Raw genomic sequence first — 17,841 nt, 5'->3', positions numbered from 1 at the left:
CTCAGCGCTCCTGTTTTTTCAGCAACAGCGCTGAAGCAAGAATTATCACAGGTACAGCCAGCGCCATTTGCAGTAAAGCAGGATAAATATCAGACAGCTGCAGTGCTTTACTGAACACACCTCTACTGATGGTCAGGAAAAAGCTGGCCGGATGAATTTCGCCAATAAGGCGGCCCGCTCCTTCTAAAGCTGACACTGGAGTGATCATGCCGGCAAACTGCACTGCTGGAATAATAGTGCCAAGCACAGCTACCAAAATGGCGGCAATCTGACTTTTGGTAAAGGTAGAAGCAAACAAACCAAAACCAGTCGAAAACAATACAAAGACCAAAGCGCTTAAACTCAGGGCCCAAAAACTGCCGGTCAGCGGCACTTTAAATAGCAGTATGGCTGTGACTAACATCAGTAAAAAATTAATAAAAGCCAGAGCTATATAAGGCAGTTGTTTACCCAATAAAAACTCCAGCCGGCTGACAGGTGTGACATACAAATTAATAATGGAGCCCAGCTCCTTTTCCCGCACCACCGACAATGCAGTCAGCACTGCCGGTATCATCAGCAACAGCATAGGGATCACAGCGGGCACCATAGCCACCAGGCTTTTTACATCAGGGTTATAACGAAACCGGGTTTCAAGGGCAGAGCTCAGGCTGCTGGCATCTGTGCCCAGCGTCTCTGTCGCCTGCATTCTCAGCCAGTGCAAATGCATGCCCTGCACATAGCCTTTAATAGTTTCAGCTCTGTTGGGCATAGAACCATCCACCCAAGCCGCCACAGAGACTTGCTGTCCACGCGACAAGTCGCGGCCAAAACCATGGGGGATTTCTATCGCCAGACTGATATCGCCGCTGCGCATACGCTGATCAATATCCTGCTGGCTTTTGAGCGGCGGCTTTTCAATAAAATAACGCGAACCGGATAAATTCAGCACATAGTTTTGGCTCAGCACCGACTGGTCCTGATCAAGAACTGCAAAGGTTAAATCCTCCACGTCCATGGTAATGCCGTAACCAATAAACAACATCAGCACCAAGCTGCCCAGTAGCGCTAAGGCCGAGCGGATAGGATCGCGCCGCAACTCTATGGTTTCACGCTGGGTAAAACTCCAAAGCCGTTGCCAGCTAAAACTTTTTTTAACCTGCTCTGCGCTGCTGGCTGAGGCTAAATTGATTTCAGCATCAGTGCTGTTGTCTCTGGCTCCGGCCTGTTCCAGATAACGAATAAAGGCCTGTTCCAGAGTGTCGGCCTGCTGATTAGCCACAATCTGCGCCGGCGTGTCACTGACTAACACTTTCCCCGCATGCATCAGAGATATGCGGTCGCAGCGCTCAGCTTCGTTCATAAAGTGGGTGGAGATAAAAATGGTCACCTGATCCTGCCGTGCCAAATCAATCATCAGCTGCCAGAAGTTGTCGCGGGCTATTGGATCCACCCCAGAAGTGGGCTCATCCAGAATCAGCAGCTCAGGCTTATGCACCATAGCCACAGCCAGTGATAAACGCTGCCGTATACCCAGCGGCAGATTATCCGGTAATAAGGTCGACACTTGCTGCAGGCCAAACCGCTGCAGCATTTCAGCAATTCGCTCGCTGATTTGCTCTGTAGGCACATGAAACAACCTGGCGTGTAATTCCAGGTTTTGCAGCACAGTCAGTTCGGAGTATAAGGAAAAGGCCTGCGACATATAGCCCACTCTTTTGCGGGTTGAAATATCATCTGGGTTTAAATTCTGGCCAAATAACAAGGCCTGGCCTGAAGTGGCAGGCAGCAAGCCCGTCAGCATTTTCATGGTGGTGGATTTACCACAACCATTGGAGCCGAGAAAACCAAAAATCTCGCCTTTTTTGATTTGAAAACTAACGTTATCTACCGCCTTAAAATCACCGAACTGCATGCTCAAAGCCGCAGCCTCAATCGCAATACTCTGGTCGCCATCGACCAAAGGCGGCACCACTACGGCTTGGTAACCTTGTTTGGCCGATTCTGGCAGCAACTGAATAAAAGCGGCTTCCAAAGTGGAAGTACCGGTTTGCTGATGCAATTCAGCCGGGCTACCGCTAGCCAGCACCTGGCCTGCATTCATCGCAATCAGCCAGTCAAAATGTTCGGCTTCATCCATATAGGCAGTGGCCACTATCACACTCATTTGCGGCGAGTTTCGGCGGATCTGCTGGATCAACTGCCAGAACTGACTGCGCGCCAGCGGGTCAACACCTGTGGTAGGTTCGTCAAGGATCAGTAATTTAGGATCGTGAATTAATGCACAGCACAAACCGAGTTTTTGCTTCATACCACCTGATAACTTACCGGCGGGGCGCTGTAAAAATTTATACAAGCCTGTAGCTTTGGTCAGTTCATCAATACGACGGCGCCGCTCTTTGGCATTGTGGCCAAATAAGCGGGCGAAAAACTGCAGGTTTTCTTCCACCGATAAAGTCAGATACAGGTTCTTGCCCAAGCCCTGCGGCATATAGGCAATATCGGCACAGACCGCATCGCGGTGTGTGCTGCTGGCCATGTCACCCCCCAGCACCTGCACTTTGCCTTGCTGAATAGCCCGGGCACCAGATAACAAAGACAATAAGCTGGACTTACCTACCCCATCAGGCCCAATCAAACCCACCATCACACCGGCTGGAATATCCAGCGAGATGCTATCCAGTGCTTTGGTTTTGCCGTAGTTAAGCTGCACCTGCTGCAGCTGTGCGACCAGCTCAGCCTGTTTTGAGTTGCAAGTCACTGCACCAGCTCCGGTACAGAATCAGGCCAGGGCAACGAGCTATCCAGTCGTAGATAAGCCACACCAGGTAAACCAGTTTTCACTTTGGTTTTATGCTTGAGCAGCAATTCAGGGTTTATTTTGGCTTTGACTCTGAACATCAGTTTTTCGCGTTCACTGGCGGTCTCAACCGTTTTCGGGGTGAACTGCGCCACATCGGCCACATAAGACACTTCAGCCGGTATCGACACATTTGGCAGAGCATCCAGTACCACCCGTACTTCCGCGCCTACTTCAATACGACCGGCTAAAGTTGAAGGCAAGAAAAACGTCATATGCACGTCTGTCACATCAATCAGACTTAATACTTTGCCACCTGCGGCAACAATTTCACCGGTTTGAGCAATACGGTACTGAATTCGGCCCGATCTCGGGGCTTTCAGTTGATTGTCGGTCAGCTCAGACTGCACCCGGGCTACAGTAGCGCGGGCGGCGTCCACAGCAGATGCTGCTGAGTTAATTTGTGCTTCGGCTGAAGCAATACCAGCCACAGCGGCGTCAATCTGGGCCTTGGCTGAACTGACCGCTGTTTTGGCGCTGGTGACTAAGGTATCGTTATCTTCGGCTAATTGTTTAGACACAGAGCCAGTTTCAGCCAAAGTGCCAGTGCGGCTGGCTCTGCTTCTTGCGGCGCTCAGCTCGGCATTACGCTGAATTAATACGGCTTCCAGAGCTGCTTTTTCACTTTTACGTTGTAGCAAGTGACTGTCTGCTGTCACAGTGGCACTTTGCGCCTGACGTAATTGAGCTTCTGCCTGATGCAACTGCGCCACTAAAGATTCAGATTCTACGGTTGCAACCAATTGGCCGGCTTCAACAAAATCGCCTTCATCTACCAACAGCTCTTTGATCCGTCCCGCCGTTTTACTGGCTACTGCAATTTCAGTGGCTTCAATACGGCCGTTACTTTTCAACAAGTGGTCAGTGTCAGCACCGGTAAAGTTCATGTAATACAACAGCAGAGCAGCGCTGACAGCTCCTGCAGCCACTAGTACTTTTGTTTGTAGTCCAGTCATAGTCCATTTCACCTTAGCTGTTATTTCCCGTTAGGCCTGTAAAGGCAACAGAAGCTGCTTAGCCCTAAACCACTCTATGCTTCTTTTCAGCAAAGTTCTTTGATTTAGGGCAAAACAACGAGGATTAAGCAGTTAAAGTGAAACTTCTTCTCTATTTTCTATAGCGTGGCAGACGATAACCAGTCTGGCGCTATCTGTTGTAAAAATTGTCGGGTGATAGAAGCTGCGTGTTTGGCAAAATCACAGTAGTTTTCTTTCACTGTATTGGTATTCATCGCGACTACTAGTTGCAATTCCGGATAGATCACCAGCCAACTTTGGGCGCCATCTGACACCCCGCCATGGTGGACAAAACTGACGGTACGACTAAGCGCATTGCCTTTGTCACAAAACAGATGGTTTTGCGAAAAGTTGCGCCAACCCAAAGCATAAAACTGCTCGTTTACTTCGCCATTCTTAAGTTTTTGTGGTGTCCAAAACTGCTGCTGTATTGCAGCAGGGATAAAATCAGAGTTAAACCAGGCTGAGCCTAACAGGGCTAAATCGACTGAACTGGCGGCCAGACCACCGCCAGCCCACTTCTGACTTAAATTCACCTCTCTGTGTTTTTTGGCATAACCGTCATGGGTCATATAAAAGCTGACCTGATGGGGCGATGGCTGCTCGGAAGCAGCCAAAGAAGACAATCCAAGTGGCTTGCTGACTTGTGCATCCAGATACTGTAAAAACGGCGTTTTTACCGCACTTTGCAGTACAGCACTGGCTAAGTTGACGTCAAAGGAGCTGTAATGAAAATTGCTGCCTGCCGGATATAGCAGTTTGCTTTCGTCAAATAAGTCCAGAGCGTCATGCACATCATGAAATTCGCCCCATTTGACCCAGGTGCGGACTGCACCAATCCAGTCGGTGTTGCCGTCGTAGCCGGGAAAACCTGCGGTATGCGACATCAATTGCCTTAAGGTTAAGTCCTGCCACTGCGAATTGGGTAAATCGGTTTTATAGCGACTAATGGGCGCATCCAAATCAACCTGCCCAGCTGCCACTGCTCTGGCTAAAGCAGCAGCTGTCACCGCCTTTGAGGTGCTGCCAATCCGAAACTGACTGTCAATACTGGCTGATTTTTGGCTGGCAATATCGGCATAACCCGCAGCACCAGCCCATAACACCTGGCCACGCCAGGCCACTGCTGCAGTTAACGCCGGAAACTGACCTTGCTGCTGACTTTGCCTCAATTCCGCCATGGCTTGTTCTGCAGTGGCTTGAAATGATGCTTGATAGACTTTGCTTTGGTGCGCAGCCTCTGCAGCAAGAGGTGTCCAGCCAGATAACATGTCCCAGGCCACCACAGCGCCTGCCAACAGAAGCACAGCCACACTGACTACTCGTTTTTTCATTGGTATTGTCCTTTGGTTATGTCGTTTCCATGATTTCAGGCAAAGCTTCGCCCACAGGCTGAAAAGCCCGGATCCGAAGGTCATACCTATTAAATTTAAAAAAGAAGCAGCAGTCTTACCTTAAGGTGTAGCCCCCTGCCGCTGCAGATAGGCTCTGACTTCTGCAGCAGAAGCGCGACTGAGTGGAGATCGCAGTTCACTGCCATCCATCATGGTCGCTTCCACCTTCAGATTGACGTGAGCGCCTTGCTGCACCAGATACCGCACCATCGCCAGATCACCTCTATAACTGGCGTTAATCAGTGGCGTTTCGTCAGCCAACACTATGGCATTCACATCAGCCCCAGCCTGAACCAGCAGCTTAGCTAACTCCAAATTGCCATACTGCGCAGCGATAATCAGCGGGTTGCCATCACGTCTGCTACTTTGGTTCACATCAGCACCAGCAGTAAGTAACAGTTCGACCATTGCTTTATCGCCGGAGCGCACCGCCAACATTAACGCTGTGCCCTCACCCGGCATCGCAGCATTTAACGGATAACCTAAAGCAAGCAGTTGACGAACTGCAGCCAAATTCCGCTGTCGTACTTTCTCCAGCAACTGTTCCAGCTGATTCAATTCAGTCAGGCTAACCTGAGCATATTCTGCGGGCAACCGGGCGACCTGAGTACGTTGTGCCAAAACCAGAGTGGCTGCGACTGACAAAGACAACGCAATCAGCAAAGCACAACTTTGTGGTGTGATCTTGCCTGCAGAGCCTTGCAGTACCAGACGGATCCGCTGCGCTAACAAAGGTTGCTGTTGCCATGGCATAGCGAGTAACAGCGGCTGCGCGGCCTGATGGGTTTTACTGCAATCAAGCAAGGTTTGGGCGTACCTATGTGGCTGCGTTAATTGCGCCGTTACACCAGCATCACAACTTAATTCGCGGTATTTATTCAGTTGCCGACAGATTAAACCCCAGAGCGGGCTCCACCAGTACAACACTGCACAAAATTGTTGCAGATAAAAAGCCGCCAAATCGCTCCGATGCCAATGCATACGCTCATGAGCAATCACATGCTGCAATTGCTCTTCAGACAAAGTCTGTAACCATAATGCAGGAAGAATAATTCGGGGCTGACGTAGTCCCACCAGCATAGCGCTATCTATGGCAAAGTGCCGATACAGTGCTGGCTTGTGGTTGGTGAAATTTGGCAAGTTCAGAGGTTTTGCCTCTAGCCATAACTTACGGCTTGATCTGTAACTCAGGCTGAATCGCCCTATTTGCCAGCAGCAGCCCAAAGGTACCAGCAATAACCACCAGGCTGGTGGAACAAACAAATAAAACAGCTGTGGTGCTAAAGCCCAGCGCTGAGTGAAAGTGGGTTCAGTTTCTGCAGCTGCTGTGGCTTCAGCTAAATGAAGCTCCTGCTGTAAAACAGCGATATCAGTGCTAAACCATGGCTGCGGCGCAACTTCGTCTGCGCCTTCAATTAATAGAATGGCTGGTAACACAAACAACAGCACCGCCACTGCAGTCCACAAACGCAACATCCAATACGGCGCAGGCCGCCACGCGCTTTGGCCTAGCCAATACAGCCATGGCACTGTCACCAGGGCCAATAGCAGATGTAACACCAGATAAAACAACAACCAGCTTAATTCCAGCATGATCAGTCTCCTTGTGTCGCCTTGGCTGAGTGAGCATCAATTTGCGCCTGTAACTCATCAGCAAGCTCTGGCGTTAACTCCTGCTGCTCTATCAGATGCTGAGCCAGCAAAGCCGGGGAGCCACCAAAGAAACGCTGCAGCAGTGTACTTAACGCCTGACTGCGGGCTTCCTGCTGCACTGTAGTGGCTTGATAAATAAATGCTTTGCCTTGTTTCTCACAGTCGACATGACCTTTATCAAACAGAATACGACATAAGGTTTGCACTGTGGTGTAAGCCACAGCTGACTCTTTGCAGAGCTCTGCTGTGATGTCTTTGACTGAACTGGGGCCATGTTGCCATAACACCTGCATAATTTTTTGCTCTGCACTGGTAAGCTCAAGAGATTTTGTTCTGGCCATGCCTGTTACCCAATCAAGATTATCTACTAAAGAATTAGTTTTAATCTAGCTGAGCATTTTTCATACTGCAACTAATTCTTTAGTTTTTGTATTTATTTTCTTGAATGTGCTCTGTTTTCTCATTAATCCATCGCAAATAATTGTAAAGTTCTGGTGAGAAACTTGGAGTAAAGCTCAATCTGCTATACCATCCGCGCCGCCTGCGTTACAGAAGCGTTGCAGGTTCCCTGATTCATTCTCAAATGGAAGAGACAGCATGAAATTAAAGTTTAGCGCCTTATTCGTTGCCTTCGTAGTGACCGCAGTTCCAGCTCAGGCTGACTGGTTAAATGCGGTAAAAGATGGTGTAGGCAGCACTTTGAAAGAAACCAAAGACAGCGCCAAAACTGCTGCTTTAAATACCTCAGTGCGCACTGCTTTAGGTTTAACTGAAGGTAAATCTACTCAGGCTGCTATTGCTGAAAAACTGGGTGAACCAGCCAGCAAAACAGAAAAAGAGGGTAAAACTTTTTGGGTATACGATATGACGGTATTGTCTGCCAGCTACCCGACTTTAACACAACTGGTAAAAACCCGGGACGCGGCACAAAAGTCTGTGCAATTAAGCTTCAAGGCCGATGTGTTAGAGAAGTTAGAACTGATCACTCAGGCTAAATAATTTTTTGAGCACTGCCGCCCGTGGTGGCAGTGATTTTTCTCCGATACCTCCCCCCTCCAATACACGCATTTTCACAGTTATTCGCTTACACTCAAATATGCCCTAAGTAATTGGAGTTGCAGCGCGGCGGCAAGCGAGCGAGACCCGAGGAGCATAGTTATCCTATGTGACTTGGGCGAGTAAACGAAGCCAACAACACTGCAGCTTCAAGTACGACGGGATATTGTACAAAACATTTTTTTTGTTATTATTGCGCGCCTGAATTTAACCCGTGTAAATTCATTCTGTTGTTTACCCTGATCTGATGAAATTGCAATCCCTTGGGTATGATAAGCAATCACTTTCAGTCCCGGGCTCTGGCAGCTCAACCCCAAACACTCCGTACGTAAGCAAATGAGTTATGCTACTGCGGTTGGCTTTTATTTTTCTGGCATTGCCAGGCTTTGTGAAGGAACCCTTTAATGGATTCACCAAGTGCCATTAGTTTGATCCCACCAGTTGTTGTGATGGCAGTTGCCATCTGGCTGAAGCGGCCTATTTTGTCGCTGGTTGTGGGTGCTGTTGCAGGTTTGCTGATGCTGTTCCCAACTCAACCTCTTGAGTTATTGAATACCTTTGCAGAAATCTCTCAAAGCGTGATGCAAGATGAAACCATAGGTTGGTTGATTCTGGTCTGTGGTGGTTTTGGATCCTTGATTGGATTATTAATCCACACTGGTGGTGCTGTCGCTTTTGGCCGTTCAGCTTCTAAACTGGCAACAGGCCCTAAATCATCTATGTTTATGACCTTTGTTTTAGGCTGTATTATTTTTATCGACGACTACCTAAATGCGTTAAGCGTGGGTGAAGCGATGAAAAGAGTCACTGACAAGTACAAGATCTCCCGTCAGATGCTGGCTTACATAGTGGATTCTACAGCTGCGCCTATTTGCGTCATTATTCCTATCTCTACCTGGGCTATCTTTTTTGGTGGTTTATTGGAAAACAATAAGGTTGCAGAGGCAGGCCAAGGTGTGGATGTCTATATGCAAGCCATTCCTTACATGCTGTATCCCTGGTTAGCTGTCACTATGGTATTGCTGGTCACTTTAAAAATTATGCCAGCCATAGGCCCGATGAAGAAAGCTGAACTGGCAGCACAAAATGGTACACCTGCGGATACACTGCCAGAACTAAGTGTAGAAGCCTCGGCCAGCCATCATCATGTACAAGGCCAAAACGTGCCTGCTGGTGATCAATACGCTGTCCATGCTATGGAACAGGAATTTGAAGACAGCAACAAACAAGGCAAACTGCGTAACTTTATAGTCCCTATGCTGATGCTCATTGGCTTTACCATCTACTTTGACATAGACGTCTTAAAAGGCTTGTTGGTGACACTGGTGCTGACTCTGGTGTTCTACAGCTATCAGCGCCTGATGTCGTTAAGCGACATGATGGAAGTGATGATGAATGGTTTCAAAACCATGCTGCCAGCTATTTGTACTGTAATCGCTGCCTTTATCTTTAAAGATGTCTGCGACAAGTTATTACTGCCGCAGTATGTAATTGAAAACCTGACGCCTTACATGACGGCCCAAATGTTACCCGCTATTGTATTTTTAGCTATGGCGATTCTGTCTTTTGCGACAGGCTCTTCCTGGGGCATTTTTGCTGTATCTATTCCTATTGTGATGCCTTTGGCTTATGCAGTAGAAGCAGATATTCCATTGGTAATAGGTGCCCTGTTATCAGCCAGCTCTTTTGGTAGTCAGGCCTGTTTCTACAGTGACTCTACTGTGTTAGCAGCACAAGGCTCAGGTTGTAATCTGGTATCCCATGCTGTGACTCAGTTGCCTTACGCTTTAATAGCAGCCACTCTGGCGTTTATCGGTTTTATCCTGATTGCTTAAGTAGTTTCATTTGCGTGAAAGAAGGCACCTTATAGGTGCCTTCTTTATTTCAGCAACAGGCCATATTTATCCAGCTGCTAAGCATTGGCACTTTGTTCACTGTGTTATTCCACATAGTTTTAGATAGTAAGACTTTTATAGCTCAAGACCGCTAACTTTCCAGACATCCGGTTATTTCTAATTCATCTATACAAGACCAATCCATTAGTTATTTAACTGTCTACTCAGGCCTAGAATACGCTCGCTTTCTGCTATCTGCGTCAACAGGTTCATCTGACGCCGCAGATGGCCAGTATGAATTTTTGCTCATCGAGATCTATGTGCTTCATGTAACATAAGCTCGGCACAAAACCCACTACAAATAAAAAACATAACCAAGGTTTATTATGAAATTCCGTACTTTAAGTATTCATGCCGGGCAACAACCAGACCCAAGTACCGGTGCTTTAGCCACTCCGGTGTATTTCACCAGCACCTTTAGTTACGGCACAGCCGAAGAAGGTCAGGCACGTTTTTCAGGCCAGAATCCGGGTTATATCTACAGCCGTTTTGCCAACCCTACAACAGCAGCTTTAGAGCAGAAACTGGCAGCATTAGAAGGAGCGGATGAAGCTTTAGTAGTCGCCAGCGGTATGGCCGCTGTCAGCGCCATTATGTATGCCCTGACCAATGCCGGTGATGAAGTGGCTTTTATCGACCCGGTCTACGGCGGTACTGATGCCTTTTTACGCAACACCTTAACCAGAGCTGGCGTCACTTTAAGCCGTTACAGCAGCGATAAAGACTTTGCAGAGCGGGTAAAACCCAATACCAAAGTGGTGTTATTTGAACCTATTACCAACCCCACCTTAAAAGTGATAGACACTCGTATTGTGGTGGAAGCGGCCCGTAAAGTCGGTGCTCTGGTGATTTGTGACAATACCTTTTTAACCCCTTATTTATTCCGTCCACTGGAAATAGGTGCTGATATTGTGATGCACAGCGGTACTAAGTACCTGTCTGGCCATGGCGATATTATTGCCGGCATAGTGGCAGGACGCAGCGAACTGATGCAGAAAATCCGTACTGTGGCACTGAAGCATATAGGTTCACCTATAGGCCCGCAGGAAGCTTATTTACTGCAACGAGGCGTAAAAACTCTGACCTTGCGGATGGACGCTCATATCGAAAACGCCCGCAAAGTGGCTGACTTTTTAGTAGCACATCCTAAAGTGGCGAAGGTGTATTACCCGGGTCACGCCAGTCATCCAGGGCATCAGGCACTAGCGGACACGGCCAGTGGTTTTGGTGGCATGGTGGCTGTGGATATCGAAGGTGGTTTTACCAAAGCCTCAGTGTTTTTAAATAACCTGCAGTTATTCGCGCAGGCCGTGAGCTTAGGTGATGTCGAAAGCTTAGCTTGTCATCCAGCCAGCACTACTCATGCCGCTATGACAGCAGAAGACAGACAAAGAGCGGGGGTTACTGACAAGCTGGTTCGCCTGAGCATAGGCGTGGAAGATGCCGATGATCTCATTGCGGACTTAGCTCAGGCTCTGGCTCAGCTTTAAAAGTTAGCTGCGGATTTCGCAGCTAACAGGAGTTTCCGACAGCGCTTTTGCAAAAACGCTGTCGTCTTTTAGGTCATCTGTAACCAGCTCTTTTGTCAGCAAGCCTTCCTGCTCTGCGATCACTAAAGCCACCATGGTATCGCCTGTAACATTAGTAGTAGTGCGGGCCATATCGATAATACGGTCTATGGCAGCAATAAAAGCAATGCCTTCCAGCGGTAAACCCACCACGGATAAAGTGACTGTCAGCATCACTAACGCTGTACCAGGTACACCAGCAGTGCCTAAGGACGCCAAAGTAGCAGTGCCTACAATCAGCAGATAATCAATAAACTGCAGTTCAATACCATATAAGCTGGCAATAAAAATAGCGGCTATGGCCGGATAAATACCACCACAACCATCCATATTAATGGTCGAACCTAAAGGCAACACAAAACCAGCGTAGTCTTTGGAGACTTTCAGATCTTCAGTCACAGCTTTGTAACTGGCAGGTAAAGAGGCATAACTGGAGCAGGTACTAAAAGCCACCAGTTGCACTGGGAAGATAGCTTTAAAGTAGTCTGTTACTTTCATTGAACTGAAAAAGTGCACAAAACCGCCATAGGTCAGGCTGATATGCAGCAAACAACCAACATAAATAGCCAGAATAAACTTGCCCAGCGGCAGCAGCATTTCTAAGCCATAAGTGCCAACCACCCAGGCGATCAAACCAAATACGCCGATAGGGGTAAACAGTAATACCAAGCGAGTGACTTCAAACATCATATCGGCGCCAGAGCGCACCACAGCAAGCATAGCAGCGCCCTTCTCACCAATATTACGCAGCGCAAGCCCAAGTAAAATAGCAAACAACATCACAGGTAAAACCTGGCCCTGAGCCATAGCAGCAATAGGATTGGCCGGTATTAAATCCACTAACACCTGACTGACAGGAGGTATGACTTTTTCAGTCACTTGTGCCGCCACTAAGTTTTGGCCGGTTTCAAATTGAAAGGCAGTACCCACACCAAGGCCGATCAGACTGGCAATCAGCGCTGTCAGTAAAAACAAGCCTACAGTTTTGCTGGCAATACGACCTAAGCCCTTGCCTTGCCCCAGTGAGGTGATACTCAAAATCAGGCTAAAAAACACCAGTGGGATCACCAACATTCTAATGGCATTGATATAGGCGGTACCCAGAGGTTTTAATACCAAAGCATCGCCGCCTAAGACTAAACCTGCGATCACGCCCACTACCAGAGCAAGAACCACCTGCTGCCAGAGGGCCAATTTTAAATTGATGTTTTTCATAGCTAATTCCACGCTGTAATGGCCGCCAGTATAGTGGCTGTGCCTGTTCTAACCTATTCAGTTCTGTTCTAAGCAAGAACTAAAAGCAGCAAAGCGAGATGCCGTAACAGCACCTTATACTGTTTTGAAATATAAAATCACAAATTATTGAAATATTTACATAGAAGATTCGGTATGATTTGACTTAAGCACTATCTACCCAGGGATTTAATATGACGATAAAACAACCATTGGCATCTGCTATTAGTCTGGCACTGATCAGCAGTGCCTACAGCGGTAGCACTCTGGCGCAGCAGGCGCAGGCTGATGTAGAAAAAATTTCTGTCATTGGTAGCCGTTTGTCAGTTCGTTCGGCCACTGAAACCAGCTCACCCATAGATATTATTGATGAGGCTCAACTGGCAGGTACAGGAGCTCTGGAAACCGCAAAAGCGCTGCAAATGCTGGTGCCAAGCTTTAACTTCCCAACGTCTTCTATTACTGATGGTTCAGATGCAGTAAAACCAGCCAGCTTACGTGGTTTATCACCTGACCATACGCTGGTATTAGTCAATGGTAAAAGACGGCATGGCACAGCTTTGGTTCACCTGAACGGCACTATGGGCCGTGGTAGTTCCAACGTGGATCTGAATACTATCCCTGTGTCAGCTATTAAGCGCATTGAAGTATTGCGTGACGGCGCCGCGGCTCAGTATGGTTCAGATGCCATTGCAGGTGTCATTAACATAGTACTGAAGGATCAGGCAGGCTCAGGTGAAGTCGCAGCTAGCGGCGGCCAAACCTATGAAGGCGATGGCGAATACTACAAAGCATCTGTAAATTCAGGCTTTCGTTTTGCTGACACAGGTTTTGTTAACTTCAGTGTTGAGCAACAACATAAAAACGGCACCAACAGAGCGGGTTTAGATCCACGTGAGCAATACGCACCAATCAATGGCGCTCCTGACCCGCGCGAAGCCAGCTTTAACCGCTTAAGCCACAAAGTGGGTGATGCAGCATTTAAGCAAGAGTCTTTATTTATCAATGCTGGTTACGAACACGGCACTACAGAATGGTATGCCTTTGGTGGTGTAAGCCACAGAGAGTCAGCTTCTGGCGCCTTTTATCGTATAGCGAAAGATGCCCGTAACATCCCGGAAATTTACCCTGACGGTTATCTGCCGGAAATAGCGCCTGAATCAGACGATTACTCAATCACTACTGGCGTTAAATTTGATGTAGCCGACTGGCGTCTGGATCTGTCTGCAGGCACAGGCGAAAGCAGCTTCCAATATTATGTCAATAATTCGCTGAACGCGTCTTTTGGGCCGCAAAGTCCAACCAGCGCCTATGCCGGAGAGCTGGTGAATGCCGAGCAAAACTTTAATATAGATGCCAGCAAAAGATACAGTTTTATCAACGACTCCGAGTTAGTGGTATCCACAGGTCTTAGCCGTCGTCACAACAGCTATCAGATCAATGCAGGCGAAGAGTTATCATGGCGCAATTATGGGTATCAAAATAAAGCCGGTGGTATTCAGGGTTTTGGTGGTTTTACACCAGCATCTGAAGTGGATGAATCGCGTCACAATACCGCGCTTTATCTGGAGCTGGAAAACGCCCTGACCGATGATTTCACCTGGGGTGCAGCACTGCGCCAGGAAGACTATTCTGACTTTGGCAGCGACACCAGTTGGAAATTGTCAGGCCGTTATCAACTGACTGAGCAATGGGCAGTGCGCGCCACAGCAAACGATGCGTTCCGTGCCCCTAGTGTGCAGCAACTGTATTTCTCTAACCTGTCGACACTTTTTGTGGCCGATCCACAAACCGGTGTATTGACTCCAACTGAGTCCGGCACTTTTAACAATATTTCAGCTGTGACCCGCGCTATAGGTCAAGGCGATTTACAAGCTGAGTCGGCCTTAAGTTTTAGTGCCGGTATTACCTTTCAGGGCGACGATGGCTTTAGCTTTACGCTGGATGCTTACCGTATTGAACTGGACGACCGTGTGATACTGACTGGCAGCGTGAGCCGGGCCGACAGCTCTGCTCTGGCCGCTATTTTAGGCGATTCAGGAGCTAACTCAGTACGCTTCTTCACCAATGCAGTAGATACCACCACTCAAGGTCTGGAAGCTGTAGCTGCCTACCAGTGGGACGCGGGCTTATGGGGTGAATGGAAAACCTCATTCAGTGCTCAGTATAACGATACCGGCATAGATGCGATTCGGGTGCCTGCCTTGTTGGATGGTTTGGAGAGCAAACTCTTTGATCGGGTTGAACAAGTACGCTTAACCAAAGCCAATCCAAACAAAGGAGCTGTCTGGAGCCTGACTCAGGATTATAAGCAGCTGCAAACTAACCTGCGACTGAACTACTTTGGTCCTTACACTATTGGTTACGCCACCGGAGATAAAACTTACAGCGGTAAAACCACTGTAGATGTCACTTTCCACTACGAACTGACTGATGACTTACGTTTTGGTTTTGGTGCCAACAACCTGTTTGATACCTATCCGGATAAACAACCGACCATCAACAGCTTCAACGGGATCTTTATTTACCCGAACACCAATGCGCCTTTTGGCTTTAATGGCGGCTCATATTATGCCGACCTGAGTTATCGCTTCTAAGCAGCTTAATATCAGTATCTTCAAGGCAGCTTCGGCTGCCTTTTTTTATTCGCAGGATTTACTGTTCAGTGCCGGAACTGGCCAGACAAAACAGTAAAGGCTCTTTAGTATGAGGACTTCTTTTTGAACAGGATAAGCATCATGCCCGCCTCATACTTTCAACAACTGCACCAACACCATGTCCCTTTGATCTTATCCACTATCTGGGATCCGGCCAGTGCCGTCTTAGCGCAGCAGCAAGGTGCCAAAGCCATCGGCACATCCAGCGCAGCTTTAGCCTGGTCTTTGGGATATAAAGATGGCGAACATCTACCTGCTAGCGAGCTTCTGGCCGCTATAAAACGGATCCAAAGGGTGAATAAGTTGCCCTTGTCTGTTGATATTGAGCAGGGATACAGCAAGGATCCTGAACAGATTGCCAGACTGGTTTTACAGCTTGTGGCTTTAGGTGTTGCAGGTATCAATTTGGAAGATGGCAATGATAGCCCGGAGTTACTTTGCGCCAAAATTCGCTGCTGCCGTGAAGCACTGGCTGGTAAAGAATTATTTATTAATGCCAGAACTGATATTTATCTGGCTCGTTTGGCGGAGGGGCAAACTGCTGTTGAGTTTTGTATGGAACGCGCCGCTTTGTATCAAGCCGCGGGAGCTGATGGGCTCTTTATTCCATGTCTGGTAGAACCCTTGGCTATACAGCAGTTATGTCAGGCCATTCAAATGCCGATCAATCTGATGTGGTTGGCGAATCTGCCGGATAAAACACAATTAGCAGCATTCGGCGTCAAACGATTGAGTTACGGTCCGGCCTTGTTTTTACATTGCTATCAAAGCTTACAAAATGAAATGGCACAACAACTGGGTTCAACTGTGCAGCCATCGGAGCAACTAACTGGCTCAAAGCTGGAGCAATGGTATGAAAGTGGTGCAGCCGTTTCGCAACCGAATAAGTAGATTAAGGTTGGTTTTGATTGATTTCAGCTCGTGAAGGATCCTACTCGCCCAGTTCAATCTTGTTAACGAGCAATTCAAGTTTATCCAGCCAAAAGTCTAACCAATGTACCAGCTGTTTCGCCGCCATCTCTGTTTTCCTTAAAGACATCTTTATCTCTTTAAGCATTAAAGCCGAGCCAATTAATAACTTAAAACACTTTAAAGCAGCTATCTTATACGAAATGAAAATATACGACGGTGATAGAAAAAGGCCAGAGCTTTCGCTTTGGCCTTTTTGTTTGATCCCAACAGAGTAGATATCTAAATAGGTAAAAACAGGTTTTAGTGGCGTGGAGCTTCGTCGCCGTCGTCTTCGTCATCATCGAAGTCTTCGCCGTCTTCGTCTTCACCACCTTCAAAGTAGGTGCCCCAGCCGTCGTATTCGACACCAAACTTCTGCGCTAAGGCTTCCAGTTTGATCGCGTCTGCTGTGATGCTGGCGCCGTCCAGCGATTGTTCACGAATAGCGTCGAAGACCCAGGCAGTGCCGCCTTCTTCAAATTCGACTTCTTCGGCGTCTGTGACTTCGTAGCCTAATTTAAAGACTTCTACAGCCAGTTTTTCTAAGCGGGCAAAATCTTCATGGTAAAAATGGTGTTCGATGGTGTATTCCGCATCCGGATCGCTGCCGTCTTCCATCAGTGCAGCTATGGTGTCTTCAGTAAATTCTTGCCAGTTTTCCATGATATTACCCCGTGACAGTCAATGAGTCGGCAGTGTAGTCGGTTGCCACTTCGCTATCAAGCAGCTTAATCTTATCTGCCATCTGTTGCCGTATTGTTTCAGCCAGTTCACGAGCCGGAGTTGCGGCTTCAGGATAAATAGGCGGCATAATTTCAATAATGACTCTGCCGTTATTCCATTTGTTTAACCGGACTTTGCTGGTGTTACTCATGCAGATAGGCACCAGCGGCACTTTGGCTTGTTGAGCGATATGAAAAGCGCCGGTTTTAAAAGGCAATAAACCGCGACCATAACTGCGGGTACCCTCAGGAAATACCCAGACCGATACCTTGTCCTGCACTATACGATCCACAGCGCCTTGCATAGTGCCTACAGCTTTAGATTTATTGGCTCTGTCGATCAGGATATTACCGCTGAGCCAATACAGCTGGCCAAAAAACGGGATCCATTTCAGGCTTTTTTTACCTATGGTGACAGTACCAGGCAGCAAGGCTTTGCTGATGGTGAATAAATCATAGTTATTCTGATGATTGGCTAAAAACACACAAGGCATAGCAGCAGTCACTTCAGGAGCCTGACGCACCTCTACTTTTAAACCAAAGATCCAGGCCGCCCAGCCATACCAGCAGGAAAATAATGCCACGTTCGGGACATAAAAAGGACGAACCAGACAGATCAGCAAACCCACTAAGGCACTGAATACAATAAAAACGGCGACCAGCACCAAACGTAGAATAGCTAACACTAAAAAGCCCCTGTATGTTACAAGGGCCTGAGTATAACGGTATTAGTGTTTTTGTCTGGTTTGATCTGTTTCCCCGTCGCACTTGACGCTGCAGTAAACGGGCGGGGGTAAACCCCGCCCCTACAATGCCCACCCTAATTACTGTAGATGTATGGACTCCCCTCCCTGAGA

The 17,841-nt window shown here is 47.8% G+C and carries 13 protein-coding genes; 5 read left to right on the top strand and 8 right to left on the bottom strand.

Annotated features, from left to right (window positions below):
• Position 1 precedes the first annotated feature (1 nt).
• The 5 genes from rbbA to EMM73_RS01205 all read right to left on the bottom strand — a co-directional run bounded on the left by rbbA (position 2) and on the right by EMM73_RS01205 (position 7,243).
• On the bottom strand, positions 2 to 2,740 hold the full coding sequence (rbbA, locus tag EMM73_RS01225; RefSeq protein ID WP_127684645.1) for a ribosome-associated ATPase/putative transporter RbbA: 2,739 nt from the start codon (positions 2,738 to 2,740) through the stop codon (positions 2 to 4).
• On the bottom strand, positions 2,737 to 3,795 hold the full coding sequence (locus tag EMM73_RS01220) for an HlyD family secretion protein (RefSeq protein ID WP_127684644.1): 1,059 nt from the start codon (positions 3,793 to 3,795) through the stop codon (positions 2,737 to 2,739). Before EMM73_RS01220 ends, rbbA begins: the two co-directional genes overlap by 4 nt.
• 158 nt (positions 3,796 to 3,953) lie before the next feature.
• Complete coding sequence (locus tag EMM73_RS01215) at positions 3,954 to 5,189, bottom strand: serine hydrolase domain-containing protein (protein WP_186435087.1); 1,236 nt, start codon at positions 5,187 to 5,189, stop codon at positions 3,954 to 3,956.
• Between the two features lie 120 nt (positions 5,190 to 5,309).
• Complete coding sequence (locus EMM73_RS01210; RefSeq protein WP_127684642.1) at positions 5,310 to 6,842, bottom strand: M56 family metallopeptidase; 1,533 nt, start codon at positions 6,840 to 6,842, stop codon at positions 5,310 to 5,312.
• 2 nt (positions 6,843 to 6,844) lie between these two features.
• Positions 6,845 to 7,243 (bottom strand): BlaI/MecI/CopY family transcriptional regulator, encoded by a 399-nt coding sequence (locus EMM73_RS01205; protein ID WP_127684641.1) that lies wholly within the window; start codon positions 7,241 to 7,243, stop codon positions 6,845 to 6,847.
• 256 nt (positions 7,244 to 7,499) lie between these two features.
• Between EMM73_RS01205 and EMM73_RS01200 the strand changes: the two genes are divergently transcribed.
• The 3 genes from EMM73_RS01200 (at position 7,500) to EMM73_RS01190 (ending at position 11,343) form a co-directional block, all read left to right on the top strand.
• On the top strand, positions 7,500 to 7,901 hold the full coding sequence (locus EMM73_RS01200) for a hypothetical protein (RefSeq protein WP_127684640.1): 402 nt from the start codon (positions 7,500 to 7,502) through the stop codon (positions 7,899 to 7,901).
• Positions 7,902 to 8,362: 461 nt separating this feature from the next.
• Positions 8,363 to 9,793, top strand: coding sequence for a Na+/H+ antiporter NhaC family protein (locus EMM73_RS01195; protein ID WP_127684639.1), 1,431 nt, complete (start codon positions 8,363 to 8,365; stop codon positions 9,791 to 9,793).
• A gap of 386 nt (positions 9,794 to 10,179) precedes the next feature.
• Complete coding sequence (locus tag EMM73_RS01190; protein ID WP_127684638.1) at positions 10,180 to 11,343, top strand: trans-sulfuration enzyme family protein; 1,164 nt, start codon at positions 10,180 to 10,182, stop codon at positions 11,341 to 11,343.
• Between the two features lie 3 nt (positions 11,344 to 11,346).
• Here EMM73_RS01190 and EMM73_RS01185 read toward each other — a convergent pair whose 3' ends face one another.
• Entirely contained in the window at positions 11,347 to 12,636 is a 1,290-nt protein-coding gene (locus tag EMM73_RS01185) for a dicarboxylate/amino acid:cation symporter (RefSeq protein WP_127684637.1), read from the bottom strand.
• Between the two features lie 212 nt (positions 12,637 to 12,848).
• On the opposite strand from EMM73_RS01185, the gene EMM73_RS01180 reads away from it, so the two are divergent.
• A complete protein-coding gene (locus tag EMM73_RS01180) occupies positions 12,849 to 15,251 on the top strand; it encodes a TonB-dependent receptor plug domain-containing protein (RefSeq protein WP_127684636.1) in 2,403 nt (800 codons plus the stop codon).
• A gap of 141 nt (positions 15,252 to 15,392) precedes the next feature.
• On the top strand, positions 15,393 to 16,202 hold the full coding sequence (locus EMM73_RS01175) for an isocitrate lyase/PEP mutase family protein (RefSeq protein WP_127684635.1): 810 nt from the start codon (positions 15,393 to 15,395) through the stop codon (positions 16,200 to 16,202).
• A gap of 321 nt (positions 16,203 to 16,523) precedes the next feature.
• On the opposite strand, the gene rraB is transcribed toward EMM73_RS01175, so the two are convergent.
• Both rraB and EMM73_RS01165 read right to left on the bottom strand, forming a co-directional pair.
• Positions 16,524 to 16,925 (bottom strand): ribonuclease E inhibitor RraB, encoded by a 402-nt coding sequence (rraB, locus tag EMM73_RS01170; RefSeq protein ID WP_127684634.1) that lies wholly within the window; start codon positions 16,923 to 16,925, stop codon positions 16,524 to 16,526.
• A 4-nt stretch (positions 16,926 to 16,929) separates the two neighbouring features.
• Positions 16,930 to 17,670 (bottom strand): 1-acylglycerol-3-phosphate O-acyltransferase, encoded by a 741-nt coding sequence (locus EMM73_RS01165; protein WP_127684633.1) that lies wholly within the window; start codon positions 17,668 to 17,670, stop codon positions 16,930 to 16,932.
• Positions 17,671 to 17,841 lie beyond the last annotated feature (171 nt).

This window comes from Rheinheimera sediminis, assembly GCF_004005375.1.
Classification (GTDB): domain Bacteria; phylum Pseudomonadota; class Gammaproteobacteria; order Enterobacterales; family Alteromonadaceae; genus Pararheinheimera.
The sequence above is the reverse complement of the archived record's forward strand: the minus strand, read 5'-3'. Positions and strand labels throughout refer to the sequence as shown.

Bases quoted from the DNA above. Each gene is read 5' to 3' on its own strand.
- EMM73_RS01175 (WP_127684635.1), top strand. From the start codon at position 15,393: ATGCCCGCCTCATACTTTCAACAACTGCACCAACACCATGTCCCTTTG.
- EMM73_RS01205 (WP_127684641.1), bottom strand. From the start codon at position 7,243: ATGGCCAGAACAAAATCTCTTGAGCTTACCAGTGCAGAGCAAAAAATT.
- EMM73_RS01195 (WP_127684639.1), top strand. From the start codon at position 8,363: ATGGATTCACCAAGTGCCATTAGTTTGATCCCACCAGTTGTTGTGATG.
- EMM73_RS01180 (WP_127684636.1), top strand. From the start codon at position 12,849: ATGACGATAAAACAACCATTGGCATCTGCTATTAGTCTGGCACTGATC.
- rraB (WP_127684634.1), bottom strand. From the start codon at position 16,925: ATGGAAAACTGGCAAGAATTTACTGAAGACACCATAGCTGCACTGATG.
- EMM73_RS01210 (WP_127684642.1), bottom strand. From the start codon at position 6,842: ATGCTGGAATTAAGCTGGTTGTTGTTTTATCTGGTGTTACATCTGCTA.
- EMM73_RS01190 (WP_127684638.1), top strand. From the start codon at position 10,180: ATGAAATTCCGTACTTTAAGTATTCATGCCGGGCAACAACCAGACCCA.
- EMM73_RS01215 (WP_186435087.1), bottom strand. From the start codon at position 5,189: ATGAAAAAACGAGTAGTCAGTGTGGCTGTGCTTCTGTTGGCAGGCGCT.
- EMM73_RS01200 (WP_127684640.1), top strand. From the start codon at position 7,500: ATGAAATTAAAGTTTAGCGCCTTATTCGTTGCCTTCGTAGTGACCGCA.
- EMM73_RS01220 (WP_127684644.1), bottom strand. From the start codon at position 3,795: ATGACTGGACTACAAACAAAAGTACTAGTGGCTGCAGGAGCTGTCAGC.
- EMM73_RS01185 (WP_127684637.1), bottom strand. From the start codon at position 12,636: ATGAAAAACATCAATTTAAAATTGGCCCTCTGGCAGCAGGTGGTTCTT.